Below are 25,019 nucleotides of genomic sequence, written 5' to 3'. Positions count from 1 at the left end.
CGCACTCACGGCGCTAAATGCGCCCACTCATGCACTATTTTAGTGCAGACGATTTTTTTACTAGCCCTTTTAAGGAACTGTAATCGTTACCGCGGGCGTGCGGTGCTGTAAACGCTGGCTGCTATCGAGTAACTCTGCTTGAAGTTCGTGCTGCCCTGCAGGTAGCCCCGTTAACCAGAAAACATCGCTGTGTAGCGCGGTTTGGCTAATTTCACCATTCACTAACAGCCGCACTTGGTGGTCTTCACGCAGGGGGGGCGCAATGGCCACTTCCACCGCGGTGCTTCGCTCTGTCAATCGTGCGCCTTGCTGGGGCACAGCAATCGAAAAGTGGTCATAAGGCATGAAGGGCTGCCCAGGCTTTCCGCGCGGGCGCACCGCCGCGGGCGTGGTTTCTCGGACAGTGGAGATCGCTGTCCTTAAAGCGGGCGGCAGACTAGGCAGTGGCGTCAGTTCTAATGCCTCGCCACCGCGGTCCGGATCATCGGTAAACGTAACGTTGCCGTGCTCATCGGTGACCCGGTAAACCGTTTGCCCGAACGCCGCGCCACCCACCACCCCCACACCTAAAAAAGTGATCAGCACGCTGCTTACCACGACTGCAGTGACCTTGCTCATAGCCTCCCCTTAAAACGTTTCTTAGCTCCCAGTAACAAAAAAACCCCGCCGTAGCGGGGTTCTATTAGCCATCATTGTGACCACCCCTGGCTGATGGTAACAGCCAAGGGCGAGTAACGCTGATTAGCAGCTGTACTTAACAGCTGTAATACATATCAAACTCGATGGGGTGCGTGGTCATACGAATACGCTCCACTTCTTCCATCTTGAGCTCGATGTAGGCATCGATCATTTCGTCGGTGAACACGCCACCTTCGGTCAAGAACGCACGGTCAGCATCGAGTGCTTCCAAGGCTTGATCCAGGCTGTGCGCCACGGTCGGCACGGACTTGCCTTCTTCTGGCGGCAGGTCGTACAGGTTTTTGTCCATGGCATCGCCAGGATGGATCTTGTTCTTAATACCGTCGATACCGGCCATCAACATGGCAGAAAACGCCAGGTAAGGGTTAGCCGTCGGGTCAGGGAAGCGCGTTTCAACACGCTTGCCTTTCGGGCTAGCGGTATAAGGAATACGGATAGAAGCAGAACGGTTGCGGGCGCTGTAGGCCAGCATAACCGGCGCTTCAAAACCTGGCACTAGACGCTTGTACGAGTTGGTAGAGGCGTTAGTAAAAGCGTTTAGGGCACGAGCGTGCTTGATGATACCGCCGATGTAGAAAAGCGCCATTTCAGACAGGCCCGCATACTCGTCACCCGCGAACTGGTTTTGGCCATCTTTCCAGAACGACTGGTGCACGTGCATACCAGAACCGTTGTCGCCGACCAGCGGCTTCGGCATGAAGGTCGCTGTTTTGCCGTACGCGTGTGCCACGTTGTGGATCACGTACTTCATTTCCTGAACTTCGTCAGCTTTCTTCACCAGCGTGTTGAATTTAACGCCGATTTCGTTCTGACCCGCGTTGGCAACTTCGTGGTGGTGAACTTCCACAGTCTGGCCAATCGCTTCTAGCGTGTTACACATAGCGCCACGAATATCGTGGAAGCTGTCAACCGGGGGAACCGGGAAATAGCCGCCTTTAACGCGCGGGCGGTGGCCTAGATTGCCGCCTTCTACCTGATTGCTAGTCGCCCAAGCGCCTTCGTCAGACGTGATTTTATACATGGAGCCCTGAATGTCGGACTTCCAGTGTACTTCGTCAAAAATAAAGAATTCAGGCTCAGGGCCGAAGAACGCAGTATCGCCCAGGCCAGTGGACTCCAGATACGCTTCAGCGCGCTTGGCGATGGAGCGTGGATCACGGTCATAGCCCTGCATAGTGGCAGGCTCAATGATGTCACAGCGCAACACTAGCGTGGCATCTTCGGTGAAGGGGTCAAGGTAACCCGTACCGTCTTCCGGGCTCAGAATCATGTCAGATTCGTTGATACCCTTCCAACCTTCGATTGAAGAGCCATCAAACATTTGGCCATTCTCAAAAAACTCTTCGTTCACATCACGGGCAGGCACGGTCACGTGCTGCTCTTTGCCGCGGGTGTCAGTGAAACGCAGGTCTACCCACTTAACATCATGTTCTTCAATTAGCGCGAGAGTCTTGGCTGACATAGTGTCCTCCGGTATGAGCGTGGCTTAAAGCTAACGACAGTAAGCTACCGATAAAAGTGTTGTTCGACAAAATACGCGCTAAACCGCACGTTTGTCATTCTTGTTCGCTCAACGTTTGCCTGGCATTTGTGAACAAATCGCTCAGCGAGCTTTTCAGACCGGCTATCGTTTTAGCACGACGCAAGGCTTATGCCTACGATCCGCTAGCCGTTTACAAATATAATGCAGAGAGCATGCCAACACTGCACCAATATGGCATAAAAAAACAGCAACTAATTGTTTTAAAAACATTATTAATTGCACATTTATGCCTCTTGATGTTGCATTGACGCATGAATAGGCGTGTTGAAACATTCAAAGCAAGCATTACGCACCAAAAAAGATCAAAAATAAATATAAATGCACCAAACAAGAGCGTTAAAAATACTGAGTCCTCTTTTTTGGCTCACAAGTTTTTTTCCTTGCTACGCAAATAAGCCAGATACTACAATAAATTACAATTTGATAGATTTGCTCACAGTTGGAGTCGGCAAATGGGATCGGTCTGCTTTATCGTTGATGCCATGGTGACGGGTGAAATGTTGCCACGCCATTTGAAATCCATTCGTGAATCCGGCGTCGCCGACCACTTGCTACCCATACTGGTAACGAGCACCCAAACCCATGCGCGCTTGAATTCGATTGAACAGCGTTACCACACCCACTGCTTGGTGACGCCTTCCCTACCGCTAGGCACACGCCTCAATAAAGCGGCATTTGCCAGCCAGGCTGAATGGCTAATCATTGCACTTCAAAAACAGCCACTGCCAGCTAGCCTATGGGGATCGCTTTACCCTCAACTGGACACCTACAGCCTAGACGCTTTAATTGTTGGCTTTGCTCAGCCGTCGTTTTCAGAGCGGATTCTGCGCCGCCTACTAGCGAGCGCGCTGCTGTTACCGCCCTACATTGCGGTAAGACGGGTTTGGCTGGAACGCTTAGGTGGATTTGACCCTGATCTGGATAATGGCAGAGCAATTGAGGACTTCTTACAGCGCTTACATGCCTGCCCCACCCGTCTGAAAACGTTCAGCAGCCACTTACTGAACCAAGTAGAAGTGGAAGAAGACATCACACCGCCGCCTCACACCCCCAACCCGGCCTATACCCCACCGCAGCCTTAAAGGGCCGGTGCCGCGCTTACGGTTACTCTCTTACTTACCTTTTTGTTAATCCTCTTAACGCCCTGTGAGCTGCGTCTTTGCCTGCTATGGTGACCAACTCAAGGCCTAATTTACCTTTAACCGCTTACCAAATAAAATCGCGCCCAGCATAGTGGTATTCGCCACTTTATTCAGCGCCACCGACCCCACCACACCCACCACGATCAATACCAGCGCATACACCCCAATCGGCAACGACAACGGCTCAACCATCAGATCAGCAAGCACAAAGAACATCGGGTGGGCCAAGTAAATACCAAAAGAGTACACATTGATGTGGCGCACCCACCGCGGCGCGGGCAACCCGGCCATAAAGCGCATGGCGCATAGCGTAAACAGCACAAAGAACGGAATCACCCATACCTCTTTAGAGGAAAACTCCAGCCAACCCGCGAAAGTAGCCGCCATGATCAGCGCCACCAGCAGCACTAACCACAACGGGTGCGCCAACTGCTGCAACCAGATAGGCCGCTCAGCGAACACATGCTCAGGATCCAATGGGTAGTAACGTACTAACACCAACGCCAGGAAAAACACATAGATCCAACCCAGAGGGGCAATCCATAGCAAGTAGCCGGGCAAATCGACATCAAACCAGTACGCCAACCCCCAGTACGCCATGCTGATCACACAGGCGCCCCACAGCCACGGCACTGGATTCAACCGCCATAGCTGCCAGCGCGTGAACAGCCAATACGCCACGTAAAACTGCATCGCAATGATCAAAAAATAGCCATGCCAACCCGCATAGACGTAATACTCAACGGCATTGGTCACGAATCCTACCGGCTCCTCGGATGATCGTTGGCGCAACCATTGCGACGTCGAATAAATAAAGCCGTACACGAAGTACGGCACCATCACATATTTGACGCGCTGCGCAAGAAAGCCATCCGGTACGGATTTATCGTAGCGAACAGCAAACACAAAGACTGATATAAACAAGAAGATGGGCGTACCCAACACTAGCGGCAGGCGCATTAAATCGGTAGCGACGTTATCGAGGCGTTGATTGACATGATCTAACAAATGAAACAAAAAAACGGCTATACAGCCGTAAGCTCGCAACCAATAGATCTCTTCAACTCTTCGCATTGGGCCTCCCGCCGCTACCTACTCCTGCGCTTTTTATGCTGCATCATTTTCCGTCATGGCTATATTAATTAACTATTATGAACAACTAACGTCATCGTGCTGTCCGACCTCATTGAACAGTTTTAATTCCTGGAGGAGACGTGTTCGCCCTTAAGCCACCCCTGACGTCCTACCGGTTTCGTGCCTTGCTCACCACATTACTTGGGTGGCTAACACTTAGCGGTCACAGTGTGGCCAGCGAGGTAGAGCACCATTATTTTCCCTCACCAACGCTAGGCCACGACTACCCTTATAGCGTTTATTTACCTGACCATTATGACACCCAGACGACACATACCTATCCGGTCGTCTATATGCTGCACGGCTCTTTTGGCACCGACCGTGATTGGGTTTCGCGTGGCAATTTGCAACAAGTGACCGATAGGTTAATTCGCGCCGGGCATATTCCTCCCGCCGTTTTCATTATGCCCGGTAGCCGCAGTTGGTGGGTAGATGGCCACAACGAACCCGCTCGTAGCGCGTTTTTCAATGATCTCATGCCCCATGTGGAAGCCACTTACCGGGTTGGCCAAGCGCGCCATTATCGGGGCGTAGCGGGGCTCTCCGCCGGGGGTTATGGCGCGCTTAACTTCGCCTTGGAACGGCCCGATTTATTTGCTGCCGTGGCCGCGTTGAGCCCTGCAAGCTACGTGCCTCTGCCGCCGGGCAACTCTTCGGCCTGGCGCCACCCCGCCTTTATCGACGCGCAGGGGCAGTTCGACCGTGAACTATGGGAAACACTTAACTACACCGCCTATTTAGAGGCGTACCGCCTGCGTGTCACGCCGCGCGGCACGGAAGCAGAGGGCGATCTTCCCCCCGTACCGCTGTATATCAGCGCCGGGCGCAGCGACGTTTACGATGCTGAGTTTCATGCCCGCCAACTTCGCCAAGCGATGGAGCGCATCCAACCCAACGATGTACGCCTTGACCTCTACCCCGGCGGCCATACTTGGCAGGTGTGGCGCGCCAGCCTGCCCGCCGCGCTTAACTTTCTCTTTCAGTACGTGGGGCAGCCAAGCGAAGTAGCGGTTCAAGAAACCATTGAACAACAAATCCAGGAAGAGCGAGAAGAAACACAGCGCCCTGGGGAAGAAAGCAGCACAAGCAGTGAGGCAGTAAGCGGTTGAACGCACTACACTTAAACAACATTCCACACGACAAGGAAGATAACGATGCATCAGCACGTAGAATGGGACGAACCCGGTAACGCCAGCGTCGCGGAATACTTCAAAAACGACCCCGACCACCAAGCCCCCGACCCAGGCGACATTATCTCTGCCCGTTACCAAGGCGCAATGGTACGCATCAAAGTAGAAGCCTACCGCGAAGATGACGCCGTCAGCATCGGCGAAGTCGCTGCGATCATCGACGCCAACGGCAGCCGCCATAAAACCCATGGTGAGCTCGAAGTAGGCCACATTGTGCGGGTACCCGACGACAAACGCGCCATGGAAACAGCGCCGAAAGAAGACTAAGCGTTAGCGTTTTGCTGATTTCAGCACCACAAGCCATCCAATGTGATGGCTTTTTTTCAGATCCTGAGTTCTCCAACAGCAGTGCCGATATGGCACTAATCGAGTGTTAAGCACATTTCGAGTAACGCGTGGTAAGCGAAGCGCACCCGCGAAAGCACCGCATAGCGGTGCCACGGGCACATACCTTAAATTTAACCACGATCGTCTCAATGAGACTTTTTTGCACCACTCTGAGTGGTTCATACCTGCCTGAACGGGGATCAGACAAAACAGCAAACAAAGCAGATCTCTGACGATGGTTCATCCCTGCTGGCGCTGGGATCGGAAGCAAAACGGCCTAGCCCAAGCGATCATGGTCGGTTCATCCCCGCAGGTGCGGGGATCGGTCAACGGCACGGCGATACGCGCCTTCCTAACCCGGTTCATCCCCGCTCGTGCGGGGATCGGGATTCGAACCTACGACCTCTGCCTCCCGAAGGCGGTTCATCCCCGCTCGTGCGGGGATCGGTAACAGGCGTTTTTTCCAATGCCTTCTACGCTCGGTTCATCCCCGCTCGTGCGGGGATCGGCAGGATTTCGACAGTCTGTCATCGCTCGATAACGGTTCATCCCCGCTCGTGCGGGGATCGGGGCGGTATTGCGCTGCGGCCTTGCGGTTCGCTTGGTTCATCCCCGCTCGTGCGGGGATCGGACCCATGCCGCCGTCTCTGTTAGGGTTTAAACCGGTTCATCCCCGCTCGTGCGGGGATCGGTCAATGGTTGATTCGTGAAGCCTGGCCGGTAACGGTTCATCCCCGCTCGTGCGGGGATCGGTATTTGAGCCAGGCGTTGAAGATCCGCCAGGGCGGTTCATCCCCGCTCGTGCGGGGATCGGATTGCAGTGGCGGGCATTTTATTGCATATAAACGGTTCATCCCCGCTCGTGCGGGGATCGGTCGCTGCTAGCCTCCCGGTTGGCCAAGAAAATCGGTTCATCCCCGCTCGTGCGGGGATCGGGCCGTCATTGAGCGTTACATTGCCACGTTCAGCGGTTCATCCCCGCTCGTGCGGGGATCGGTGGCGTTCCATTGCGCGGAGCGCTTAACCTGCCGGTTCATCCCCGCTCGTGCGGGGATCGGATGCGCGGCGCTATTCAAGTGCCGTTTTTCGACGGTTCATCCCCGCTCGTGCGGGGATCGGTTTAAAGCACTTGGCCTAGATTAACTAAGCATCGGTTCATCCCCGCTCGTGCGGGGATCGGAATCAAGACAACTTCGACCCACAAGTAGTAGGCGGTTCATCCCCGCTCGTGCGGGGATCGGCCCCACACGCGCCGACAACCGTACAGGCACCGCGGTTCATCCCCGCTCGTGCGGGGATCGGTCTATTTGTAGACAGTTGATCTACAAGGAGAAAATAGCAGATAAAAATTCCACCAGCTATTTTGCTTACTTTTTAACCAGGCTAAATTGTTAAAGAGCAAATAAAATCAGCTAGTTAGCTTGTGTCGGTAAAAAGCGCACCAAACGTAACCCGTCATGATCAACAGGCTCTCTGCGGTTTTCACCATACGTTTGAAATTCAAAACCGGATTCATGGTTGCTGGCCCAGGCCATGGCTACGTTGCCTTCTTCAGCTAACGCTTCGACCTGCTCCCAAATCATTTCTCGAATTCGCCTGCTTACATCACCCACATAAACACCGGCTCTAATCTCTAAAAGCCACACTGCTAATCTGCCCCGTAGGCGTGGAGGCACCGCTTCTGTAATTACTACCAGCATTGCCATTTACCCGCTCCTATGACCAGCATCGCCAACCGAAGGTGGTTCTGGAATAGCAGGTGGAACCGCATCAGGTGCTGGCGGTGGCGGCTGAATATCACCGGCGGCCAGCACATCTTCGATCATGGGGATTAAGCGCTGGAGAATGCGGGATTGCTTGAATGCATCGCGGCAAGCGATACGAACTTCTCTTTCCGGCATAGGCGGATTACGTGCAGCGACTCTAAAGGCCGCTGGTACTACCGTGTCAAACTTCACGATATCGGCAATATCATAAACAAAACTCAGCGGTTTACCGGTGTGTAGATAACCAATAGCAGGGGCGTAACCTGCCGCTAAAATAGCCGCTTCGGTAATCCCATATAGGCAGGCCGTTGCTGCGGATAGACATTGGTTAGCGACATCTGAGGAATCCCACTGTTTTGGGTCATAACGCCGCCCATTCCATTTAACGCCATATTGCTTGGCTAGCAATTGATAGGTTTTGCGCACCCTGGCACCTTCCATACCACGCAGTTGCTCGATGCTGCGACGCGATGGAGGCTCTTCACCAAAACGCAGCTCAAACATTTTGCGCACCACTTTTAGACGCAGCTTTTCATCTAGCGCCAGCTGCGCTTGATAGAGCAATTTATCCGAGCGTGCGCCCCCAGGTTGGCCAGCGCTATATAGTCGAACGCCCGCATCCCCGACCCAAATCAATAAGGTGCCAACGGTGGCGGCCAACTTAACGGCTGCATGCGAAACTCGGGTGCCCGGTTCAAGTAGCAGGCACGCCACTGAACCAACAGGAATGTGCATGCGCTCCCCATTGACCTCGTCAATGACCACAAAAGCGCCGTCGCGCACGTCTATTTGGCCCATCCCGATAAAGATCATCGACATTCGGTCTTTTTCGGGAATGGGCTTTAGCGGGATAAAGCCCATATTGGCCTCCTAAGGTCGTCGCAGTAGTAACAAACCACCGCCAAATGCCTTGGCCCGCCCAATGCCATGGGCCATGGTTTCGATCAGCTTTCCTGGGTTTGTTACTTCCAGCAGGCCTTCGTAATCCACCGTAGAGAATTGAACAGGCTTGCCACCCCCTTTATTCAGCACATTTTGGCGGTAGGCGCCCACCTCTGGCGTAACCGGCAAGCTAAAGCCCCATGTTTCAGCGCGACTTTCGAGCCATTCACGAGCCTTGCCATTCATCGCATCAACACAGGCTTGGCTGGTGCGTTGTCCTGGCGGGAATGGTTTTTTGGCTGCCATTAACACATCGGCGCGCTGGCCGCGTTGCCCTGGCACAGGAACCGCTATCGTGGGGTTAGCGCGCAGGCGAAATGCCAGTGTCTCGCCCACTTTGAGCTCTGGTGCGTAGGGTTTGCTCTCTGCGGAAAGCAAGCCTGGTACTGATGAAGGTTCACGATCTGAAAGAACGTAAAATAGCGGTAACCCTTTAGGGCCTCTGCCCCCTTCGGTTTCTTCCAACTCTTGTCGGAAAATAAATGGCCTTGAGCCTTCGTAGTCGGGAAATAGCTGCCATAAAAGCTGATGCGCCGTATAAGCTTCGGCGTTCATCACATCAAACAGTTTTTCTCGAGAAAGCCCGTTCAGGTCAATACGTACGCGGGAGAGATACATTAGCGCACCTCCTCTGCTGCTATGGCCCGGCGAAACTCTAACCGAGGGCCAAACTGCCAGCGGCGGCGATTGAGTGGTAAATCCCACACATCGTTGTACTCTGCCGCTTTGCCATTGCCGTCTAACCTGCTGGCATCCCCTTCCCAGACGTATAGTGCTTCATCGGGAAAGCGCAGCGCCTTTCTGTCTTCTTGGCAGTTGAACGCCAGCTTAGGGAACGCCGCATCAAGCACCTCTTTAAGCGTGTGGCACTGCCGCACTTGAGGCGCCAATGGCGCGGAGGGCGGGCAGGATTTCCGCCCTAAATATAGCGGGTAATGGGGCGTTTTCAGCGCTTGCTCAAGCTCGGCCAGTGTCAGGGTTGCCGCAGGCGTTAACCATACGGCCACTGTCCATAGGCCATCGCAGCGGTAGTCGCGGCTGGAAAGAATCGTTTTCAGCACATCGCGCGGCGCGCTTAACTCTTCTTTGCGTGTGTGATAGTTCACTTTTGACTGTGCGGCGGGCATCTGCACCGTGTGGTAGTCGCGCATCAGCATACCGGGGGTCGACTGTTTGACGCCCATGGCAATGCTTTCACGCAGTTGCTTTTGGCCTTCATCATCATCCCGGCGAATACCTAGTGCGGCCCCAAGCAACCCCAAAACAGCCCCTTTGCCGGGGTATGTAGCGGTAGGACGCGTTTCACCAACGGCGGCTTCCCCCCAACTGGCAAGCGGAGCATAGAGCCGAAAAATAAGATAGTCGGTCATGCGGCCTCCTTACTGGTCGGCTTTTAAGAACGCGATCAGTTCTGTAAGGCTGCCTTTTTTAACATTGCCTTTTAGCTGCGGTTCTTCATAGCCGGTCTCGGCGCTGGTGACAAAGCGACTGTCAGCGCCTGCGTCATAGGCGCTATCAAACGCGCTAGCCTGCTCTTCAATACGCTTAATAGCATCGAGTGCTTGATCTTGCCCCGCGATCGGGCGCAGATAAGCGGTGGAGAGTGAGCGCGGCTGCTGGTTGCCTTTTTCAGCCAGCACGTAGCTCGCATGGGCACGGGAACCAAAGCTATTTTGCTTGCCTTTGGGCGACGTTTTCGCCGCAGCTTCGACCAATGCAGCAATTGCCTGGTCGGCTAGTTCACTGTTGCCTTGCAGGTTCTCAACCAACTGTTGGCGGTCAATGCAGATATACAAATAGAACAGCCCAGCCCCAAAACCAGATTCACCGATATGTGCCGCACCTCGGTCTTCATCGCCATTGTTTAAGTCATCGACAGCAGTAAAGTAATCATCTTCTACTTCGGCAGCGTGCACGGTAATCGCGTGGGCAACTTGGCAAGCGGCATCGACGTTATACTCAGGGACGGCAGCCAGCATACGGCCAAACAGTGCCACATCGGCGGCGGCAGGTTTGTGGCGTAAGAGTTTTAATTCATCATCGTTTGGTTCACGCGTCTCTGCCACCAGCGTTTCCACCAAAGCGCTGATAGCCTGGCGCTCTTCCAAGCCAACGTGCACTAGCTGCTCAATCTCAAATTCTTTGGCTTCGCCTTTTTCTACTTTACGCAATTTACCAAACACACCGGCTATTTTTTCTGCGCTGACCGCTGCAATTTTTTCATCAAGCCCTTTTTCTTTCAGTGCTTTATAAGCTTCAGAGCCTAGGCGTTTGGTGCGAGTGCCAACATGCCCAGCCAGTGCTTCTTCAAAGAGCGTAGAAGTACGCCAAGTGCGCTTAAGGCTTTGTGACGAAACGCGTAGACGCTTAGCACCACCCATCAAGGCAGTTTTGGGGCGGCCTAAATCATCACGGTTCAGGTTGGCAGGCGGATAAGAAGTCAGCAGATGCAGTTGAATAAAGTGACTCATGGATAACTCCGTTAGTGATTTCTATATGAAGCAAGAAAGGTTGATCGTCAGTCGTAAAAGTCAGTCGCCGCGGTGGCTATAGCGTGACGTTGCCGCGAAATAGTCATTCGCCAGGACAAATCCCAGCCGCTGGGTAGGCTTGGCAGATAAACGCCCACGATGCTCACGCCACCAGAGCGAGATAACACTTGCCAGCAGCACGACACTGACATCCTTCTTATCCGCAAGCGCCAGCGCCCGGCGTAAGCGCTGGATAAACTCTTCAGGCGTAGGGCAGGAAAGAAGTTGCTGAAAACGCAGCTCGCTCATCAGCGGTTTACCGGTTTGCTCTTTTTGTTGGCCAAGGCGTAAGGCTAACGATGCGCCCTTCTTTTCTTCGCGCAACTCTGCGGCTATTAGCGCGATGCATGACCACACTTGTAGCTTTTCATCGCGGTAATCTGTTTGCTTCGTCGCCTCTGGCAGCATCGCCCAAAGCTCACGAAAACCTTGGGTTAACATTGCGGCCTCCGCGCTATCACAGCGGCGCAGTACCGCTCGTACACCACGGGGCAGTGGTGGCTGAGGGGTCAATGCTTTCAAAACCTGTGGCGGTAGCGTCAACCGCTGCCACCAACGACGTAAAGCGGCGGCTTCATCCCGTTTCAAAGCAACGAGCGCTTTTTTCTCCGACTCGGTCAACATATCTTCTTTTTCGATTGTTTCCGGCGTCTCCATATCACTCATCAGACGTCTCCTGTCGTTGTTGCAGCAGAGGCCGCATTACGCTTGGCCTTCGCGGAGGGGTCAAAACCACCCTGTTGGATAAAGTCACTCACCACTTTGCTACCTTTGCTCTTACCGCCAAGAAAGCTTCGCAGCTGCCGGTGGGCAGCGGTGGCACGTTCAAGATCCATGCTTTCCTGGGCGCCGCTTAGGGCCAATTCTTCGAATACGCGCATGGCTTCACGCTTAAGGGCGAAGTACCAGCGCTCAGCAATGTCGGGAGGAATATGCGGAGGCGGCGAGTCTTGTTGCAGCACCTGCTGAAGGGCTAGCAGCGCTTTAAAAAACTCAGGCTGGGTTGCATCGTAAAATTGGTTATCAATGGCGCTCATATCGCCCTTGACATCCGATGGCCGCGAGAACCAGGCATTTTTCACCTGGGTGCGTACCATCCAGGCGATATTGCGTGAAAGTTCGGTCACCTGGTAAACCCAGGCGCGAAGCCTCTCCTGCTGGCCTGGGGAAATTTCCACCAGGGGCATTTCGACGCTGTACCAACCACGCGGCTTCATATTGTCCATGTCGTAGCCAAACACCCAAAGACGCGCCTCTTTCAGCAGCTCCGGAATATCTTTATCAAAGCGACGTTCCTGCCTTACCACGTTTTGTTTATCGAAGTAGCTCTTTAAAACTGCTGCCGCTATCGCGCCGCTGTTGTCCTCGTCATTAAGAACAAAACCCGACCAGTGCCTGTAGCCCAGCCCACCCGGCTGCCCCTTACTGGAAAGCGGTAACTCATTGGGTTTTTTAGGGTCGCGTCGGTAGGGTGTTAACGGGTGTAGCCATGGGCCATCGTAGTTGGCCCCCTGCTTTTTAGCGCGCAATTCGCGCACTACCCGCTGCGTTTTTCGTCCGCAAATATCACAAGGGCATTCACCTGCTTCTTCAAATAGCAGCCGGAACCGACGCGGCATTGACCAGTAAGCGTGTAAAGGGTGGGTGTCTGCAGGCAGCACTTCCGTGCCTTTTTTATCGCTTACCCGTGTATTAGCCATCCAGAAAAAGAGCGAAGGCTCTTCTGGATGCGGTGTCGACCACTGCTGTCCTTTCTGAGTCGCTTCTTTCTGGGTAATGACGTTCAGCCACAGCCGCTCCCACAAGCTGGCTGTGGATAACTCAGGCATGGCCAGTGTGGTCAGCGGGCCACCACCACGCAGGCCCACACGGATACCAGCACCGCCCGCAGGCGCGTTGATTTGCATGGTGTAGAGTGCTATCGCCGCACAGGCGTCACACATCACCTCAACACGGCCGCGCTTGACGAAAAAGTCGGTATTGTTTTTGATGCCGTTAGCCCCGGGGGCATCAATTAACAAACCGCTGACGGTGGCGTTTTTTACATCGTCCAGCGGATCGAGATCCTGCATAAAGCGAGGACCGTGGCCATCCAGCTCAAAAGCACTACTGAAAGGCGCAAACGCTTTATCCAACGCGTCAACACTGAGAGGCACCATTAGCAAATCAAGCCAATCGTCGTGAGTTTTCGGCGGTAGTGCGGTTTGCAGCAGGCTTATAAGGAACTGGTAGGCTGCCCCTTGGAAGTCTGCTCGTGGCAGAGCGAGGTTAATTACATCAGGGTCAACTAGCGCTGAAGGAGGGCGGTATTTCACCTCGCCGCTGCGATGGAGAAACGGCAACCAATAGTCGCCACCGATCAAGTTCATACTCTTACCTCCTGTCCAGCATGTGAGCAATTCGCTTAATTAGCTTCAAAAGGAACAGCTATCCCAAACTTCCTCTACAGAGCACTGAAGCCGTTAAAACATGCGCCTTTGTCAACTTTGAGATCAAACATAAATCCAAAAAATCATTAAGTAAACAATGCTAACCGAACATACGTTGTGAAAAGAAAACTATAGGCATGAGCTCATGATCAGTGCAAAATAAACCCCGTGGACGTTCCCCATACTAATGGGGATGAACCGTAAACTAGGCTGACGGAACAGGCAGCCCTCCCATGCTCCCCGCACCTGCGGGGATACATCTGCTTGATGACCAAAGGGTTCAGTGTGTTTACACTCTCTACTCATAAAGTGAATCAGCGGTTGGGGGTGCAGCATGGCGACTCTTTACGAGCAGGATGTCTACGCCTGGGCGCTTGAACAGGCGGAGCTGCTGCGGGCAGGAAAACTGAACAAATTGGATCTTGAGCATCTCGCCGAGGAGATTGAGAGCATGGGAAAAAGCGAGCGGCGCGCTTTGATTCACCAACTTAACCGTTTGCTGATACACCTGCTGAAATGGGATCACCAACCGGAACGGCGCTCGCGCAGTTGGCGGTTGACGATTCAAGATGCTCAAATCAAAGTCAATCGCCTGCTGAAAGACAACCCTAGCTTGAAGGCATCGCTGCCTGAACTGATGAACGAGGCCTATGATGACGCCCGTCGAGCAGCGGCCATCGAAACGGATCGGGAACCCCAAGAGTTCCCTGAGCATTGCCTGTATAACTTTGAAGAAGCCATGAGATTTCAACCCAGCGAACATTGAACACCTCATGGCACTTGCTCCTTACTGCCCAACCTAACTCCCCATTGGTTATCATAACCACAAGCAGCGTCATCACCAGGCAGCCAAGGCTGGGTGTACTTCAATGCTTTATAGCGCTCTTGAAGGGCAAGCCATTGGCTGTCATAGCGGCTCGGAAGCGTTGCCAACTTGGCAGCCTGGCTTTGGCGTAGCCTCACTTGGCTGAGCATATCAGCATGGCGACGCTCTCCCGCCCATAGCGCCAGCTCGTTATCATCGGTGAGTGAAAGCAGCACGACATTGACCGTAGGCTCATCCATCAGCCTTGTGCCTATTTCTTGCTCTTCCTGCCACTGGTCACTTTTTACATAGCCCTCTTCAAGGTTGAGTGCGTTAAAGTTTGCCATTGAGCCTGCCGTTCTCTGCATTCCTTTTTGTTCGTAGCGCGCCGCTTGCAGAGCATCAGGAATATATTCAGATACGGCACCATACACACTTTCAATAAGATCTCTCGCCTCTTCGGGCATACGGATTGCTTCCAGGCGACGCAATACTCGCTGGGTTAACCAACTTAACGAGGTATCGCGATAAACAGCTTGAGTGCCCGGCAGCGTTTTCTTAAGCCAATGTTCATCAGGTTCATCTGCCCAAGGCGGCGCTAGCACCAGCAGACGCGGCAGGCAGCGCTCACCACGCTGATGGCGTTGTAAACGCCCAGCCCGCTGGATAAGCAGATCAATGGGTGCGATATCGCTGATCATCACATCCGCATCGCAATCTAAAGACTCTTGGAAAACTTGTGTACTGATCAACACCTGGCCTTTACGTATTTCAGGCGTTGAGTCTTTACCCAAGCGCTCAATGACCTGGGACTCAATGCGCTGCCTATCCACCATGGCAAAACGGCTATGAAACAGCAGGCAGCACTCGGGATCAGGGTGGCGGGCAGCAATGGCTTCGAACGCACGAATGGCATCATCAACAGTATTGCGCACCCAGGCGATACACTCACCGGCCTCCACTGCTTCCAGCACCGCCTCTATCGCCCGTTCTTCTTCGTTAAGCCAAGCGACTTCAACACTCCTGGACACCTCTTTGCGCGAGCCCAGCGGCAACTCCAACGGTTGCCCTTCGCTCACATGAGTCAGTAACGGAAAGTCATCTTTTTGTGGTTTTGTTGTCGGCTGGCCAAGTCCTGTTTGCCAAGCAGCCATTAAGGCACTGCGCATGGTGCGGGGAAGCGTGGCCGTTAGCAGAATCGCGCTACCGCCCTGGCGGGCATGGTAGGCAAGCAGTTGGCTGAGCAGTGTTTGCATGTAATTGTCGTAGGCGTGCACCTCATCAATCACAAGCACCTTGCGCGCCAGCCCGTATAAACGCATTGACTGGTGGCGAAACGGCAAAATGGCCATTAAGGCTTGATCAATGGTGCCTACACCCACTTCCGCCAGCAGCGCTTTTTTACGCGAGTCTGCTAGCCATTGGTTGCAGCGACTGGTAGCCGATAGTTCGCTGGCGGTGTAATCCAAATCAGCAGGCTGAGGCGCGGCAACGGCGGCGATAAAATCGTCGTTTAAATCCCGCGCACCGTGGGCAAGGACAAAAGAGGGGGAGGAGTCAGCGGTATAAAATCGCCGATGCAAATTTCCCAGCCGTGAAAACATGGCGTTAGAGGTGGCCATGGTGGGCAGTGCAAAATAGAGCCCGTCGCCGTGGCCTGCCGCTAATAGACGTTGCGTCAGAATACAGGCGGCCTCGGTCTTTCCTGACCCGGTGACATCTTCCAAGATAAACAGCTGCGACCCGTCTGAGATCTCTAATGTCTCGGCGGCATGCTGCAAAGGCGTTGGCGTGATGGAGTGTTTGCCAAACCAGTCGGCCATGCCTGCGTAAGGCAACGGTTCGGAAACCTTGTTAAACACTGTTTCTTCCAATGCTTTCTCAGCATTGTGTAACGCAATTTGCCAATAATCGGTGAGTGGAAGCTTCTCTTGAAGATAGGGGAAATGATCCTGGTTCGAGCCTAGCCAGTCACTTAACGTTGCCCACCCGGCGATTGTCCAGCTGAGCGTCTTTAGGGCATAAACCCATTCTTCAGAAAATAGCTGCTCGATAGGCCACTCTGGTGGAACGACGTTGGCCCAATCAGCGATGAACTGACGGGTTGCTTCAATATCATCTGCGTATTCATCACGACAAAAAAACATCTCTATGTCGATATTGCCTGCGCTTACTGGCTGGCCATGATGGCCAAAGAAAGGGGCGCTTATAACGGGGAAGGCCGCGCGAAGCGCTTTGCATGTAGCGCGGCTCAGTTCACCAGGCCAATGCAAGGTGCCGTCTTGACACCAATCTAGCCATTTGGCCCCCCAAACCACTGCACCTAAGCGGTCATGGCGCTCTTTATAAATATATTGCGCAACGGGAGGGACTAAAGCCAAATTTGAGGTTGGTTGAAAAAGCCCCTGAAAAGATCGCGCAAATTTTCCAATATCGTGCAGCCCCAACCAAAAAACCAACAGCTTACGTAACGCTTCCGGCTCAAGGTCTAGCTGCGCTGCTAGGCGTTGCGTTAGCGGTCTATCAGGTGAAAGCAGTAACCAACCCACAGCAGCTACATCTAAGCTGTGATATGGCAATAGATGACACTCTACAGCGCCTCCCTTTGATTGCGCTTTGCCCCAGTAGTGATAGTAAGCCACCGACACTTCTCCACAACGCCCTAAGGCATCCATCTAACCATTCTTCGCCCTGCAACGCTATTCACCTTAGTTCTATTTCGCTCAACCTGAACCCACCCTCACCTTCTGTGATTTGCGTGCTACGCTTAGCGCTACCATTCCCCTTATATAGGCGCTTCTCATGCATCCTTTTCGTCTTCTCACTGCTTTGGTGACTACGCTGGTGATCACTCTGCCTGTGGCGCTACACGCCCAGGCGCAAACCAACGGGCAGTGGGGTGAATATGACGATGTGTTTGAGGACGGCGCGCGCCATGCCAATATTTGGCAGTGGGGCTGGACCGGCATTTACGGCACTAGCCTGGCGGTGAATGCTTACCAATCGAGTGAGGCGAGCGACGAGGATGACCGTTTTGACGCGCGGGTGGGTGTGGTGAAATCCGCCCTGGCGTTGGGCGGCATGTTCATGGATCGCCAGCCGCACCCGGCGGCTTTAGCCGAATATGAGCGTTTGAAAGCCAGCGGAGATTTAAGTGGCGTGCAGGCGCTGGGATTGCAGCTCGCGCAAGCAGAGCATGAACGGCGCGGTTGGGGTGCTCGCGTGGGCTCTTTGGTGGTGAATGGCGTGGCGGGCGCGGTGATTGCGGCCGATGGCCGGGAAAGCGATGGCGCAATCAATTTTGCTACCGGCATGCTGGTCAATGAGTTACAAATTTGGACCCAGCCAAATCAGGCATCGTCTGCGATTAACCGCTTCCAACCCGCCAATCTATCGCTGGGGCCGATTACTATTCCTGGTGAATATGCACTTAACGTGGGGCCACAGCAGTTGGGCGCTACCTGGCGTTACTGATTCACGCCTTCCCCTCTGGTTCTCCTCTAAAGCGATGGCGGCGGTTTGCTGCCAGCGCTTTATCTTTGCCTGCTCGGCTTTAACGCGTAAAATATTCAGCAATTTTTTGGCACTGCCAAACGTTATGTTATAACCTATTTGAAATTATACGAGGCCACTTGATGAGTGAGCATACGCATCGGCATAACAAAGAGGGCCCCTGCCACTTCTCGTTAATGTCGCTATCCGCGGTTAAACGGCTGCTGTTTGTGGCCATGCCGCTATTGGCGCTATGGGGATTAGTGGTGTGGGCTAGCGGGTGGTTGGGATGAGTCAGCGCTCTGTATCTCGCTGCCAGTTGCATAACCTGCATCTGGCGCAGGCGCGCCGCACGGTGCTGGAAAATCTCGAAGGTGACTTTCAGCCGGGAGCGATCACCGCCCTGATTGGCGCGAATGGTGCCGGTAAAAGCACATTGATCCAGGCGATCATGGGCGAACTGCGGCCGATTAGCGGCGAAGTGGTTTGCACGGTAGCGAAAGAGCGCCGGGCGTGGCTGCCTCAGCAGTTGGCGTTAGACCTGACTTTTCCGATGAGCGTGGAAGAGCTGGTCATGACCGGCAGTTGGCCCAGCCACGGCGCGTTAACCGGTTACTGTGCGGGGCACTACCGCAAGGGCCGTGAAATCATGGCGCGGCTGGGCATTTCCCATTTGGCCCACCGCCCGCTGGGCGAGCTTTCCGGTGGCCAGCGCCAGCGGGCACTGATTGGCCGCACGCTCATGCAGGAAGCCGAGCTGCTCCTGCTGGATGAACCGTTCGCCAATGTGGATAGCGAGACCGTGGATATTTTGATCCGCATTCTGCGCCAGATGGCGGATGACGGCGCAACGATCATTGTCGTGCTGCACGATATGGATCATTTACGCCGCCTGGCCGATGAAGTGCTGATGCTTAACGGCGGCCATGGCCGCTGGGTTGCGCCCAGCGCGCTGACGCAGCAACAGGCGCCCGCGCAGGTAGTGCCGTTTACGATGGGAGGGCGGCATGCTGGATCTGCTTAATGCGTGGTTTGTCAGCCCGTTCGACTACGGCTTTATGCGCCGCGCGGTGGTGGGGGGGTTAGCGCTTTCGTTGGCCGCCCCACCGCTAGGGGTGTTTTTGGTGCTGCGCGGCATGAGCCTGATTGGCGACGCCATGGCCCATGCGATTCTGCCCGGCGTCGCGTTAGGCTTTTTGCTGGCAGGGTTTTCGCTGCCGATTATGAGCATTGGCGGGGTGCTGTTTGGCTTAATGGTCGCGCTGCTGGCGGGGGCAGTCTCTAAAATGGGCGGTCAGCGCGAGGATGCCGCCATGGCAAGCTTTTTTATTATTTCGCTGGCCGCTGGCGTGATGTTGATTTCGTTGGGGGGCAGCAGTGTCGATCTCACCCACGTGCTGTTTGGCTCGATTCTGGCGATCAACTCCACCGCGCTGCTGCTGATTGCCGGGATCAGTACGCTGATTGTGTTGACGCTCGCGGTGGTGTTTCGCGCCCTGGTGGTGGAGTGCTTGGACCCGCTGTTTTTACGCGGCCAAAGCCGCCGCAGTGGTTGGGTGCACAGCGTGTTTTTAGGGCTACTGGTGCTGAATCTAACCGCCGGTTTTCAAACCCTGGGCACACTCATGGCGGTGGGCTTAATGATGCTGCCCGCTACCTCGGCACGCTTTTGGAGTAAACGTCTGGAAGGCTTGATCGGCATCGCGATTGTGCTGGCGATGGTATCGAGTACCGGTGGCCTGCTGCTCTCTTTCCATCTGGATATCCCTTCAGGCCCCAGCATTATTCTGTTGGCTGGGTTCGGTTATCTTTTTTCGGCCCTGTTTGGCCGCTACCACAGCTTGGCCGCCAAGCTGCGGCGTAAAACTACGCCGTTGGCCGCAGAACAAGGGCCTTAATCGCCTTTCTACTTACCGTAAGGAATACTGTATGTCGCTTGCCTATTTATCCTCTCGCCCGTCGCGCAGGTTGGTCGGCGTTTCTGCCCTGCTGGCGCTGCCGGCCGCTATCGCCGATGAGCGAGTTCAGGTCGTTACCAGTTTTTCGATCCTGGCGGATATGGTGGAAAACGTAGGCGGCGAGCATGTCGTGGTAACCTCGCTGGTCGCCGCCGATGGCGATGCCCATGTTTATTCGCCCAGCCCTGGCGATGCACGCTCACTGGCGAATGCAGATTTAGTGGTCTTTAACGGCCTGTTGTTTGAAGGCTGGATGGAGCGTTTGATTAGCGCCAGCGACTATTCAGGCGCGTTGGTCACCGCGACCGACGGCGTCGAGCCGCTCGCTTTCGCCGGACATGACGAACATGGGCATGAAGGACACGGGCATGAAGGACACGGCGACCATGCCGATGAGCACACCGGTCATGACCACGGTAATGAAGACCCACACGCCTGGCATGATATGCAGCAGGCCAAGGTCTATGTGGCCAATATCCGCGATGGCTTAATCGCCGCCGATGCCGACAATGAAGATGCTTACCGCGCCAATGCTGAGCAGTACTTACAGGAAATGGCCGAGGTAGATGCTGACATTCGTGCGCTGATTGAAGAGATTCCGGCTTCCACCAGCGTGATTACCGGCCATGACTCGTTTGGCTATTTCTCAAGCGCCTATGGCGTGAACTTCCTCTCCCCGGTAGGGCTTTCCACCGAAGCCGACCCCAGCGGCGCCAGCATGGCAGCGCTGGTGGATGTCATTGAGCAAGAGAACGTGGAAGCGCTGTTTCACGAGAACATGACCAACCAGTCGATCATCACTCAGTTGGCCGAAGAGACCGGACTACCGATTGCAGGCACGCTCTACGCCGATGCCTTGGCCAGCGAAGGCGAGGCAAGCACCTACCTAGGCATGATGCGCCACAACGCGCAGGTGCTGCACGATGCATTGGCCCAGCCTGGGCATGAAGAGGCTGGCCATGGAGAGCATGGTCACGACGACCATGACCACAGTGAGCATAGCCACTAAGTCCCTTTCATCATCCCATTGTTATCTGCCCGCGTGCTGCTCCGCTATTGGCGAATCAACGATTGATAGCCGTGAGCAGCCACTCGCGAAAAGAGGCCATGGCGTGGGTTTCGGGGCGTGTCTGCAGCCGCGTTAGCCAATAGCCTCCCAGGCTGACAGCGGTGTCGAAAGGTTGTACCAGCGCACCGCTGTTCAGTTGCCTTGAGAACATCAGGGGCGGCGCCAATGCAAGGCCCGTGCCTTGCATGGCCGCTTCCACCATGGCGATGGAAGAGTCAAACACAATGCTCTTGGTCATTGGAACGCTACGGGGCAACCCTGCCGCCAAGAGCCACTCGGTCCACTCCTCGGCGCGATAAGAGCGCAGCCAGGTTTCTCCCACGACATCGATAGGCGCTTTGAGCCGCGCAGCGATAGTGGGTGTGCACATGACCGAAAGCGATGCCGGCAGCAGCGGCTGTGCCGCCGTGCCGTGCCAAGCACCGGCGCCGAAGCGGATCGCAAAATCGAGCCCGTCAGCGGCCATCTCGGCGCGGTTATTATGGGTAGAAAGGCGCAAATCAATAAACGGGTAGTGGTGCTGAAAATCATCCAATCGTGGTAATAGCCAGCCAACGGCAAACGTTCCCACCACTCCCACATTGAGCACTTCGCGGTAGCTGTTCTCGCCCACCCGTTCCAGCGTGTGCGCTATCTGATCGAAGGCGCTATTGAGTACCGGCAACAGCCGTTCCCCCTCCTGGGTAAGCATTAACCCGCGCGGCAGGCGCGTGAACAGCGGTACCTTCAGCTGTGTTTCGAGCAACTTAACCTGATGGCTGACCGCCGCCTGGGTAACGTGAAGCTCTTCTGCCGCACGGGTAAAGCTCAAATGCCTGGCCGATGCTTCAAAGGCGCGCAGCGCCTTCAGCGGCAGGTAGGGAAGCACCACGTTGACCCCCAAATTTTTCTAATACCTAGTGCAAAAATTTGCTGTTTGTGAATCCTAACAGCGCGCCTTATGTTAACGCCTGTCACGCTATTCACGGCTGGCGATACGCTTAGCCGTCACCCACCACAGGACTTTGGTATGCGTAAGATTTTAGCAGTAAACATCGGTATTATCATGACAGGCTCACTGCTGATCGGCAGCACTGCCTGGGCGCTTGAAACAGCGGATAGCGAAGCCATTGAGGCGTTGGTGGATAAGACTATCGCCCCGCTCATGGAGGAACACCGCATTCCGGGGATGTCGATTGCCTTGAGTATCGATGGACAGCAGCACTACTTTAATTATGGCCTAGCCAATCAAGCAGCGGGGCTTCCGGTCACCGATGAGACGCTGTTCGAACTCGGCTCTATCAGCAAGATATTCACGGCGGCTCTCGCTGGTTATGCACAGTCGAGAGGTGACCTCGTGCTTTCCGACCCAGCTAGCCAGTACCTGCCGGCCTTGGAAGGCAGTGCTTTCGATGAGATCACGCTACTGGAACTGGGTACCTACACCGCAGGCGAGCTGCCACTGCAGTTCCCCGACGCGGTTCAAAGTGAAGAGCAGATGCTTGACTACTATCGCCAGTGGCAGCCTGAGTCCGCCCCTGGTAGTCATCGGCTCTATTCTAACCCCAGCATAGGTTTGCTGGGTTACCTAACCGCCCAACGCTTTGGCAAACCGTATGACACGCTGATGGAGGAGAAGCTGTTCGCACCGCTCGGGCTTGAGCAGAGCTACTTTCAGGTGCCTGAACAGCAGCAAGCGCACTACGCCTACGGTTACTCTAAAGAGGATGAGCCCATTCGGGTAAGCCCCGGCATGCTGGATGCCCAAGCCTATGGTGTGAAATCAACGGCCGCCGACGTGCTGAGATTTGTAGAAGCGCATATGGGGCTGGCTGAGATTGATGAGTCACTAAGCCAAGCCTTGTCCGCTACGCGCACGGGGTATTTTGAGGTCGGCAATATGACCCAAGGACTGGGCTGGGAAAGCTATGCCTACCCGGTGGCACTCGATCAGTTACTGGCAGGCAACTCGCTTGAGATGATTTTGGAGCCCAACCCCGCCAACCGATTAACCCCGCCGCGATCCCCCAGACAGGAGGCGCTCTATAACAAGACGGGCGCTACCAATGGCTTTGGCGGTTATGTGGCCTTCGTGCCCAGCGAGCAAATCGGCATTGTACTGCTAGCTAACCGCAATTACCCGAATCAGGCGCGCATCGAAACGGCACACCACCTCCTTACCGCACTCACCAGCGCCCGATAAGCAAGACTAGGTAGACATTTTCTTAAGCAGCATTAAGCGTTGCCGCCTTCAGGCGGCATTTTTATGCTAAATGGCCCTTGAAACAGACCGAAAGTTGCATTTTTCGCTGTCGATATGGAGACTAGCACCCCTCCCCGTTACTTTACCTTCACTGCGAAGAGTCCTTTCCCATGCGTCTAAACGCCGATTTTAGCCACTTTGCCTGTGTTACCCCGGAAGCGTATCAGTGGGTCGATTCCCCCAGTGCTGGCGTCGAGCGCATGATGTTTGACCGCATTGGTGATGAAGTGGCCCGCGCTACCAGCCTTGTCCGCTACGCGCCCAACACGCAGTTTGAGCGGCATACTCACGGCGGCGGCGAAGAAATCCTGGTATTGGAAGGGGTATTCGCCGATGAGCATGGGCGCTACGCAGCGGGCAGCTACCTTCGGAACCCCATCGGCACTGGCCATACCCCGCAGATTGGCGAAGAGGGCGCGCTGATTTTCGTCAAGCTACATCAGTTTGACCCTAACGATACGCTTCAGCTTGCCGTGCCTGCCCACCGGCTTCCCTGGCAGCCCGACCGGCGCCCGCGCATTGCCTACAAAATGCTGCATACCTACAAGCAGGAGCGCACCAGCCTGGAACGGTGGTCGGCAGGCACTTCTATTGCTTACCCCACGCTGCTGGGCGGTTTGGAGTTTTTAATTCTGGAAGGCACGCTGAGCGATAGCGAGCAGAGCTACACGGCGGGCACTTGGTGCCGCTACCCCAGCGGCGCCGCACCGGCATTAACCGCGGGCGACGATGGCGTGATGATGTACCTTAAACGCGGCCATCTGCCGCCCGCTTAAAGCTAGGCTTAGACTCAGGTGCGGGCCAAACCCAGAAACGGCAACAGCGTCAGGGCCGCAATCAGCCCCACCGCTATCAGCACTAGCACTACCTGCAGCGGGTGAGCGGCCAAACGGCGCCATAAGGTTTCTGCCTCGCCCCGTTCCACCGCTGCTTGATGCTCACGCTGGGCACGCTCAAGGCGCTCCGCCTGGTAGGCGTTTAACGCCGCAATGGCAGCATCGTGCTGGTGTGGGTTGCGCAGCCAGATGGCATCGACCCCCAGGCGGAAAAAGCCCGCCTGGGTTTCATAGGTGTCAAAGCCGTGGGCAGCGAGCAGGTCGCGCACTTCCATGGCCTCTTCGTCGGTCACATGGCGTAGCCGGAACAGTAGTTTAGCCATTGCTAGGTCTCATGAATCGCTCTTTCCCACCATCAAGTCAGCTTGGATCACTTCGATCCAGTAACCGTCCGGGTCTTTAACGAAGATAACGTCTTGCATCTTGCCCTGGTCTGCGCGCTTGACGAAGGTAACGTCGTGCTGGTCAAACCACGCTTGAGCCGCGGCTAAGTCCGGCACGTTGAAGCAGATATGCCCAAAACCTTGCGGTTCCGCGTTGCCATCGTGATATGAGAAGTCATCTTTGTTTTCGGTGCCCCAATTGTGGGTCAACTCTAACAGGCCTTTCTGACTGAAGGTCCAGGCGGTACGCGCTTGCGCATCTTGTGGCACGTTATCGCTCGGCTCTAGGTTGGCTAAGAAGTAGAGCGAAAACTGCATCTCTTCGAAATCCAGCCGCCGCATTACCTGCATGCCAAATACCTTGGAGTAGAACGCCAGGGCATGCTCGGGGTCCTTCACCCGCAACATGGTGTGATTTAAACGGAATCCTTGGGTTTGCGGGGGCGTATCGACGACACCAGGATGCTGCTCACCTTGAAAACTCATCATGCTCTCCTGTCGCTGATGTGGATCGTTAACTGCTTATACCAC

25 protein-coding genes and 1 CRISPR repeat array are annotated in these 25,019 nt (G+C 54.8%); of the genes, 11 read left to right on the top strand and 14 right to left on the bottom strand.

The window, feature by feature from the left end:
* Positions 1-69: 69 nt before the first annotated feature.
* Positions 70-618, bottom strand: a complete 549-nt coding sequence (locus ACUN8H_RS11885) for a DUF4124 domain-containing protein (RefSeq protein ID WP_445532308.1) — start codon at positions 616-618, stop codon at positions 70-72.
* A gap of 136 nt (positions 619-754) precedes the next feature.
* On the bottom strand, positions 755-2,161 hold the full coding sequence (gene glnA / locus ACUN8H_RS11880; protein ID WP_445532307.1) for a glutamate--ammonia ligase: 1,407 nt from the start codon (positions 2,159-2,161) through the stop codon (positions 755-757).
* A 533-nt stretch (positions 2,162-2,694) separates the two neighbouring features.
* Here glnA and ACUN8H_RS11875 point away from each other — a divergent pair.
* The gene (locus ACUN8H_RS11875) at positions 2,695-3,324 is read left to right on the top strand and encodes a hypothetical protein (protein ID WP_445532306.1); all 630 of its coding nucleotides are present in this window, start codon (positions 2,695-2,697) and stop codon (positions 3,322-3,324) included.
* A gap of 105 nt (positions 3,325-3,429) precedes the next feature.
* Here the strand turns inward: ACUN8H_RS11875 and ACUN8H_RS11870 are convergent, their stop codons facing one another.
* The gene (locus ACUN8H_RS11870; protein ID WP_445532305.1) at positions 3,430-4,458 is read right to left on the bottom strand and encodes an acyltransferase family protein; all 1,029 of its coding nucleotides are present in this window, start codon (positions 4,456-4,458) and stop codon (positions 3,430-3,432) included.
* A gap of 140 nt (positions 4,459-4,598) precedes the next feature.
* Here ACUN8H_RS11870 and ACUN8H_RS11865 point away from each other — a divergent pair, with 140 nt between their 5' ends.
* A complete protein-coding gene (locus tag ACUN8H_RS11865) occupies positions 4,599-5,627 on the top strand; it encodes an alpha/beta hydrolase (RefSeq protein WP_445532304.1) in 1,029 nt (342 codons plus the stop codon).
* A gap of 45 nt (positions 5,628-5,672) precedes the next feature.
* Complete coding sequence (locus tag ACUN8H_RS11860; RefSeq protein WP_445532303.1) at positions 5,673-5,975, top strand: hypothetical protein; 303 nt, start codon at positions 5,673-5,675, stop codon at positions 5,973-5,975.
* A 296-nt stretch (positions 5,976-6,271) separates the two neighbouring features.
* Positions 6,272-7,337: a CRISPR direct-repeat array (repeat unit 29 nt; unit sequence CGGTTCATCCCCGCTCGTGCGGGGATCGG).
* Positions 7,338-7,447: 110 nt separating this feature from the next.
* On the opposite strand, the gene cas2e is transcribed toward ACUN8H_RS11860, so the two are convergent.
* The 7 genes from cas2e to casA are packed head-to-tail and all read right to left on the bottom strand — an operon-like array spanning position 7,448 to position 13,643.
* Positions 7,448-7,741, bottom strand: coding sequence for a type I-E CRISPR-associated endoribonuclease Cas2e (gene cas2e / locus ACUN8H_RS11855; RefSeq protein ID WP_445532302.1), 294 nt, complete (start codon positions 7,739-7,741; stop codon positions 7,448-7,450).
* Positions 7,742-8,662: a type I-E CRISPR-associated endonuclease Cas1e gene (gene cas1e / locus ACUN8H_RS11850; protein ID WP_445532301.1), complete on the bottom strand. Its 921-nt coding sequence runs from the start codon at positions 8,660-8,662 to the stop codon at positions 7,742-7,744. It abuts the gene before it with no gap.
* A gap of 9 nt (positions 8,663-8,671) precedes the next feature.
* Entirely contained in the window at positions 8,672-9,361 is a 690-nt protein-coding gene (gene cas6e / locus ACUN8H_RS11845) for a type I-E CRISPR-associated protein Cas6/Cse3/CasE (RefSeq protein ID WP_445532300.1), read from the bottom strand.
* A complete protein-coding gene (gene cas5e, locus ACUN8H_RS11840) occupies positions 9,361-10,113 on the bottom strand; it encodes a type I-E CRISPR-associated protein Cas5/CasD (protein WP_445532299.1) in 753 nt (250 codons plus the stop codon). The genes cas6e and cas5e overlap by 1 nt, the downstream gene beginning before the upstream one ends.
* Before the next feature lie 9 nt (positions 10,114-10,122).
* Positions 10,123-11,214 (bottom strand): type I-E CRISPR-associated protein Cas7/Cse4/CasC, encoded by a 1,092-nt coding sequence (cas7e, locus tag ACUN8H_RS11835; RefSeq protein WP_445532298.1) that lies wholly within the window; start codon positions 11,212-11,214, stop codon positions 10,123-10,125.
* 60 nt (positions 11,215-11,274) lie between these two features.
* Positions 11,275-11,940, bottom strand: a complete 666-nt coding sequence (gene casB / locus ACUN8H_RS11830; RefSeq protein ID WP_445532297.1) for a type I-E CRISPR-associated protein Cse2/CasB — start codon at positions 11,938-11,940, stop codon at positions 11,275-11,277.
* On the bottom strand, positions 11,940-13,643 hold the full coding sequence (gene casA, locus ACUN8H_RS11825; protein ID WP_445532296.1) for a type I-E CRISPR-associated protein Cse1/CasA: 1,704 nt from the start codon (positions 13,641-13,643) through the stop codon (positions 11,940-11,942). Before casA ends, casB begins: the two co-directional genes overlap by 1 nt.
* Before the next feature lie 394 nt (positions 13,644-14,037).
* Here casA and ACUN8H_RS11820 point away from each other — a divergent pair, with 394 nt between their 5' ends.
* Positions 14,038-14,469, top strand: a complete 432-nt coding sequence (locus tag ACUN8H_RS11820) for a DUF29 domain-containing protein (RefSeq protein WP_445532295.1) — start codon at positions 14,038-14,040, stop codon at positions 14,467-14,469.
* 5 nt (positions 14,470-14,474) lie between these two features.
* Here the strand turns inward: ACUN8H_RS11820 and cas3 are convergent, their stop codons facing one another.
* A complete protein-coding gene (gene cas3, locus ACUN8H_RS11815; protein WP_445532294.1) occupies positions 14,475-17,183 on the bottom strand; it encodes a CRISPR-associated helicase Cas3' in 2,709 nt (902 codons plus the stop codon).
* A gap of 127 nt (positions 17,184-17,310) precedes the next feature.
* Between cas3 and ACUN8H_RS11810 the strand changes: the two genes are divergently transcribed.
* From ACUN8H_RS11810 to ACUN8H_RS11790, 5 genes are all read left to right on the top strand, one after another.
* Positions 17,311-17,982 (top strand): hypothetical protein, encoded by a 672-nt coding sequence (locus tag ACUN8H_RS11810; protein WP_445532293.1) that lies wholly within the window; start codon positions 17,311-17,313, stop codon positions 17,980-17,982.
* 161 nt (positions 17,983-18,143) lie between these two features.
* On the top strand, positions 18,144-18,293 hold the full coding sequence (locus tag ACUN8H_RS11805) for a hypothetical protein (protein ID WP_290699917.1): 150 nt from the start codon (positions 18,144-18,146) through the stop codon (positions 18,291-18,293).
* Positions 18,290-19,024, top strand: coding sequence for a metal ABC transporter ATP-binding protein (locus tag ACUN8H_RS11800; protein WP_445532292.1), 735 nt, complete (start codon positions 18,290-18,292; stop codon positions 19,022-19,024). The genes ACUN8H_RS11805 and ACUN8H_RS11800 overlap by 4 nt, the downstream gene beginning before the upstream one ends.
* Entirely contained in the window at positions 19,008-19,898 is an 891-nt protein-coding gene (locus tag ACUN8H_RS11795) for a metal ABC transporter permease (RefSeq protein WP_445532291.1), read from the top strand. The genes ACUN8H_RS11800 and ACUN8H_RS11795 overlap by 17 nt, the downstream gene beginning before the upstream one ends.
* A gap of 31 nt (positions 19,899-19,929) precedes the next feature.
* Positions 19,930-20,967 carry a metal ABC transporter solute-binding protein, Zn/Mn family gene (locus ACUN8H_RS11790; protein ID WP_445532290.1) on the top strand — a complete coding sequence of 346 codons (1,038 nt, stop codon included), beginning with the start codon at positions 19,930-19,932 and terminating at the stop codon, positions 20,965-20,967.
* A gap of 55 nt (positions 20,968-21,022) precedes the next feature.
* Here the strand turns inward: ACUN8H_RS11790 and ACUN8H_RS11785 are convergent, their stop codons facing one another.
* Positions 21,023-21,898, bottom strand: a complete 876-nt coding sequence (locus tag ACUN8H_RS11785; protein ID WP_445532289.1) for a LysR family transcriptional regulator — start codon at positions 21,896-21,898, stop codon at positions 21,023-21,025.
* Positions 21,899-22,036: 138 nt separating this feature from the next.
* Between ACUN8H_RS11785 and ampC the strand changes: the two genes are divergently transcribed.
* Together ampC and ACUN8H_RS11775 are read left to right on the top strand one after the other, a co-directional pair.
* Complete coding sequence (gene ampC, locus ACUN8H_RS11780; RefSeq protein WP_445532288.1) at positions 22,037-23,209, top strand: class C beta-lactamase; 1,173 nt, start codon at positions 22,037-22,039, stop codon at positions 23,207-23,209.
* 170 nt (positions 23,210-23,379) lie between these two features.
* Positions 23,380-24,045: a cupin domain-containing protein gene (locus ACUN8H_RS11775; RefSeq protein ID WP_445532287.1), complete on the top strand. Its 666-nt coding sequence runs from the start codon at positions 23,380-23,382 to the stop codon at positions 24,043-24,045.
* A 14-nt stretch (positions 24,046-24,059) separates the two neighbouring features.
* On the opposite strand, the gene ACUN8H_RS11770 is transcribed toward ACUN8H_RS11775, so the two are convergent.
* Positions 24,060-24,428: a DUF6164 family protein gene (locus ACUN8H_RS11770; RefSeq protein WP_445532286.1), complete on the bottom strand. Its 369-nt coding sequence runs from the start codon at positions 24,426-24,428 to the stop codon at positions 24,060-24,062.
* A gap of 9 nt (positions 24,429-24,437) precedes the next feature.
* Entirely contained in the window at positions 24,438-24,974 is a 537-nt protein-coding gene (gloA, locus tag ACUN8H_RS11765) for a lactoylglutathione lyase (RefSeq protein WP_445532285.1), read from the bottom strand.
* Positions 24,975-25,019: the final 45 nt, after the last annotated feature.

This window comes from Vreelandella sp. V005 (genome assembly GCF_052645115.1).
The sequence above is the reverse complement of the archived record's forward strand: the minus strand, read 5'-3'. Positions and strand labels throughout refer to the sequence as shown.

Bases quoted from the DNA above. Each gene is read 5' to 3' on its own strand.
- cas3 (WP_445532294.1), bottom strand. From the start codon at position 17,183: ATGGATGCCTTAGGGCGTTGTGGAGAAGTGTCGGTGGCTTACTATCAC.
- cas6e (WP_445532300.1), bottom strand. From the start codon at position 9,361: ATGTATCTCTCCCGCGTACGTATTGACCTGAACGGGCTTTCTCGAGAA.
- ACUN8H_RS11775 (WP_445532287.1), top strand. From the start codon at position 23,380: ATGCGTCTAAACGCCGATTTTAGCCACTTTGCCTGTGTTACCCCGGAA.
- ACUN8H_RS11770 (WP_445532286.1), bottom strand. From the start codon at position 24,428: ATGGCTAAACTACTGTTCCGGCTACGCCATGTGACCGACGAAGAGGCC.
- casA (WP_445532296.1), bottom strand. From the start codon at position 13,643: ATGAACTTGATCGGTGGCGACTATTGGTTGCCGTTTCTCCATCGCAGC.
- cas5e (WP_445532299.1), bottom strand. From the start codon at position 10,113: ATGACCGACTATCTTATTTTTCGGCTCTATGCTCCGCTTGCCAGTTGG.
- ACUN8H_RS11805 (WP_290699917.1), top strand. From the start codon at position 18,144: ATGAGTGAGCATACGCATCGGCATAACAAAGAGGGCCCCTGCCACTTC.
- gloA (WP_445532285.1), bottom strand. From the start codon at position 24,974: ATGAGTTTTCAAGGTGAGCAGCATCCTGGTGTCGTCGATACGCCCCCG.
- ACUN8H_RS11795 (WP_445532291.1), top strand. From the start codon at position 19,008: ATGCTGGATCTGCTTAATGCGTGGTTTGTCAGCCCGTTCGACTACGGC.
- ACUN8H_RS11800 (WP_445532292.1), top strand. From the start codon at position 18,290: ATGAGTCAGCGCTCTGTATCTCGCTGCCAGTTGCATAACCTGCATCTG.
- cas7e (WP_445532298.1), bottom strand. From the start codon at position 11,214: ATGAGTCACTTTATTCAACTGCATCTGCTGACTTCTTATCCGCCTGCC.
- ACUN8H_RS11875 (WP_445532306.1), top strand. From the start codon at position 2,695: ATGGGATCGGTCTGCTTTATCGTTGATGCCATGGTGACGGGTGAAATG.
- ACUN8H_RS11790 (WP_445532290.1), top strand. From the start codon at position 19,930: ATGTCGCTTGCCTATTTATCCTCTCGCCCGTCGCGCAGGTTGGTCGGC.
- casB (WP_445532297.1), bottom strand. From the start codon at position 11,940: ATGAGTGATATGGAGACGCCGGAAACAATCGAAAAAGAAGATATGTTG.
- cas2e (WP_445532302.1), bottom strand. From the start codon at position 7,741: ATGGCAATGCTGGTAGTAATTACAGAAGCGGTGCCTCCACGCCTACGG.
- ACUN8H_RS11810 (WP_445532293.1), top strand. From the start codon at position 17,311: ATGCATCCTTTTCGTCTTCTCACTGCTTTGGTGACTACGCTGGTGATC.
- ACUN8H_RS11885 (WP_445532308.1), bottom strand. From the start codon at position 618: ATGAGCAAGGTCACTGCAGTCGTGGTAAGCAGCGTGCTGATCACTTTT.
- ampC (WP_445532288.1), top strand. From the start codon at position 22,037: ATGCGTAAGATTTTAGCAGTAAACATCGGTATTATCATGACAGGCTCA.
- ACUN8H_RS11860 (WP_445532303.1), top strand. From the start codon at position 5,673: ATGCATCAGCACGTAGAATGGGACGAACCCGGTAACGCCAGCGTCGCG.
- ACUN8H_RS11820 (WP_445532295.1), top strand. From the start codon at position 14,038: ATGGCGACTCTTTACGAGCAGGATGTCTACGCCTGGGCGCTTGAACAG.
- cas1e (WP_445532301.1), bottom strand. From the start codon at position 8,662: ATGGGCTTTATCCCGCTAAAGCCCATTCCCGAAAAAGACCGAATGTCG.
- glnA (WP_445532307.1), bottom strand. From the start codon at position 2,161: ATGTCAGCCAAGACTCTCGCGCTAATTGAAGAACATGATGTTAAGTGG.
- ACUN8H_RS11870 (WP_445532305.1), bottom strand. From the start codon at position 4,458: ATGCGAAGAGTTGAAGAGATCTATTGGTTGCGAGCTTACGGCTGTATA.